The sequence below is a fragment of the uncultured Campylobacter sp. genome (genome assembly GCF_938045205.1).
Taxonomy (GTDB): domain Bacteria; phylum Campylobacterota; class Campylobacteria; order Campylobacterales; family Campylobacteraceae; genus Campylobacter_B.
Window position 1 is genome coordinate 1 of record NZ_CALIMY010000072.1, and the last position, 2970, is coordinate 2970.

Here is a 2970-nt window from a genome sequence, read left to right on the forward strand (position 1 = left end):
TTCATAGTCATTACCCTGGAATAATGATACAGTAAAAAACCAATTTTTTCAAATTTTACGAGCGAATTTGAAGTTTATCAGCAAGATGCCTTAAGGCTAACGGATATTTTATCCCCTTTGGATATCGCTTACTTCGATCCGCCGTATAACCAGCACCCTTATGGCTCAAACTATTTTATGCTAAATTTAATCGCAAATTTTAAAGCTCCGAACCTTAAAAATTTAAGCGAGGTATCGGGCATACCAAACGACTGGAATCGCTCTAATTTTAATAAAAAGGCAAAAGCGGCAGATGAATTTTTTGCCTTATTATCTAAATTTCCGGCTAAATATTTAGTCATCTCTTTTAATTCGGAAGGATTTATCAGCGAGGTGGAGTTTCTTTTAAATTTATCAAAAATCGGCAAAGTCATAAAACACGAAATCCGCTATCCAACTTACCGCGCAAGCAGAAATTTAAATAACAGGGCGCTTTACGTAACCGAATACATCTATATCGTAAAAAAGGTTTAAAGTGGCAAATAGTGATGATCTAAGGAAAAATGTAAATCAGCATAAACCTAAAAATATCGAGTCAAAATTTGACGACAAAAATATAGCGCAGGCCATGCAAAAAACTATTGATTATATAGAAAATAGATTTAGTCAAATTCCAAATTTTAACGGTTTTTACCTTGAATTTAGCGGAAGATTGTCGTTAAAAGGAATGATGGAAAATATAAAAAACGGTAGCATCAGAAAACAGTTTGATACAACATGGGAAGACAACACTATCATGCCTGATGGAGGCTTTTTGATACTCAAAAAACGAGGCGACACAAAATATCAAAAACTCCTTCTAGCGGCAGAAGTTAAAAGACAAGGCACAAATGATAAACGCGCTAAAGAAGGGTTAAAAAAACAAGCTAGGGGTAATGCAATAGAGCGCCTAGGCAAAAATTTAATCGGCATAAGAGCTATGATGAACCACGAAGACATAACGCCTTTCGTATGTTTTGGTAGCGGTGACGACTTTAACGAAAATGACGCTAGTACAAAAAACATATTTTCAAAACTTAGCACAATGAACGAATTTTACTACCTCAACAAAACTTATATTTTTAAGCTAGACGGCAACAGCGAGCACAATAAATTTTCTCCCGTAAGTATGTATTTTCGAAAAGAGGAGTGGAGTGCAAACGAGATGTTTGAAATAATGAAAGAGATCGCAGAGACTAGTTTGCGATATTATATCTTTTAGGCGAAAATATGAACGTTTTAATTAAAATTTGCGGTATCAAAACACCTGAAGAAGCATGCGCTGTGGCAAGTCTGGGCGTAAATTTTTTAGGCGTGATATTCGTATCAAGCTCCAAACGCCGCGTTAGCGTAGAAACGGCGCGCGAGATCGCGCGTATCGCGCATGAAAACGGCGCAAAGTGCGTCGGAGTTTTTGCTTTGAGCTCTGAAAAACACAGCGTCGCCGCGTGCGAATGTAAAAATTTTAGCAGCAAAACTCGCGGCGAAGAAATTTGTGAAGATAAAATTTATGCAGACACGAGCGGCGGCTTAAAATTTTACGAAAATGAGCGCGAGGATTTGAGTGTAAATTTAAACGCAAACCCTGACGCACCTGCTTCTATAAAGGATCTAAATTCTAAAATTTTAGACGCGGAAACTCTAAACGGGGAGCAAATTTTAAAAATTTGCAGCCTTTGCGAGCTTGACTGCGCTCAAATTTATGGACACATAAGCGCGGACTTTAAAACGCGCCTCAACGCAGCGGGCATCGAGGCGTGGCAGGTGCTAAGCATTGGCGCTGAGATGCCGCTGCTTGAGGGTTTGAGCTGTGATCTAGTGCTATTTGATACTAAAGGCGCAAATTTGGGCGGCAACGGTATCAGCTTTGATTGGGATATTTTGCGGAGCGTCAAATTTGACTTCGGCATGGCGGGCGGTATCGGCGAACATAACGCGTGCGATGCGATCAAATTTAGTCCGCGAGTGCTCGATCTAAACTCAAAAGTCGAGGACGAAAACGGCATAAAAGATATGCGAAAAATAGAGAGAATTTTAGAGGTTTTAAAATTTAACAATACATTGGAGTAAATAGAATGTTTAGTAATTTTTGTGGCATAAAAATTCAGGGAAAGTGCTTTCAAAGCGAAGTAAATTTAAATTTTTTCGAGAAAGAGCATCATAGGTTGTGTTTAATCTATGGCAAAAACGGAAGCGGCAAAAGCACTATTTCCCAAGCTTTTGATGCCGTCAAACACAACAGTCAATCTCTTATTGCTAGTCAAATTATAGACAAAAGCGACGCAGCAGTAGATTTAACAAACGAAGATCAGAAAAATAATATTTTCGTATTTAATGAAGAATATGTAAATAGTAAAGTTAAAATTAAAGATAATGGTTTGGACGCGATAGTTTTACTTGGGGACGTGGCAAATATAGATAAGAAGCTTCAAAAAGCAAAAAGGATTAACAAAAAATTAGAAGAAAGAAAAAGTAAATATCAAGAAGAGTTCCAAAAATATAATGATAGACAAAACACGGATAATCCTGAAAAATACAAGGATGATATAATAAAAATTTTAAAAGAAAAATTTGGGAACAGATGGAAACAAATAAACAATAGAGAGCGCATATCAGGTGATGTTTGTTCTTTTGAAAGTGCAGAAAATATCATAAATGCTTTTGCAATAGATGCAAATGTGAATGAATTAAAAAATAACTTTGATGAAAAACTTAAATCTTACGAAGATATCCGAAGCGATTTAAATTTTACAGAAGAGATAAAACAGCTAAATTTTGAAGATATTAAACAGCTTTTGTTATACCAAGTAGAGCAAAAACAATTAAGTCCAAGAGAAGAAGAAATAAAACGAGCTATAGCAGAAGCAGACCATGTAGTAACTAAAAATATAATGGAAAGCGATAAAGATATTTGTCCATATTGCTTTCATAAACTAACAGACGAATATAAAA

4 protein-coding genes are annotated in these 2970 nt (G+C 36.1%); all 4 read left to right on the top strand.

What is annotated here, in order from left to right; genetic code table 11:
* Nucleotides 1–42 precede the first annotated feature (42 nt).
* Nucleotides 43–513 (top strand): DNA adenine methylase, encoded by a 471-nt coding sequence (locus Q0198_RS04195; protein WP_297895369.1) that lies wholly within the window; start codon nucleotides 43–45, stop codon nucleotides 511–513.
* Nucleotide 514: 1 nt separating this feature from the next.
* Nucleotides 515–1240: an EcoRI family type II restriction endonuclease gene (locus tag Q0198_RS04200; RefSeq protein ID WP_297895362.1), complete on the top strand. Its 726-nt coding sequence runs from the start codon at nucleotides 515–517 to the stop codon at nucleotides 1238–1240.
* A gap of 8 nt (nucleotides 1241–1248) precedes the next feature.
* Nucleotides 1249–2088, top strand: coding sequence for a phosphoribosylanthranilate isomerase (locus tag Q0198_RS04205; protein WP_297895365.1), 840 nt, complete (start codon nucleotides 1249–1251; stop codon nucleotides 2086–2088).
* Nucleotides 2089–2093: 5 nt separating this feature from the next.
* Nucleotides 2094–2970, top strand: an 877-nt coding sequence (locus Q0198_RS04210) for an AAA family ATPase (protein ID WP_297895367.1), incomplete at its 3' end; no start/stop codon positions are given.

What these genes read in the sequence shown, in the direction of transcription:
- Q0198_RS04205 (WP_297895365.1), top strand. Translation starts at nt 1,249, where the DNA reads ATGAACGTTTTAATTAAAATTTGCGGTATCAAAACACCTGAAGAAGCA.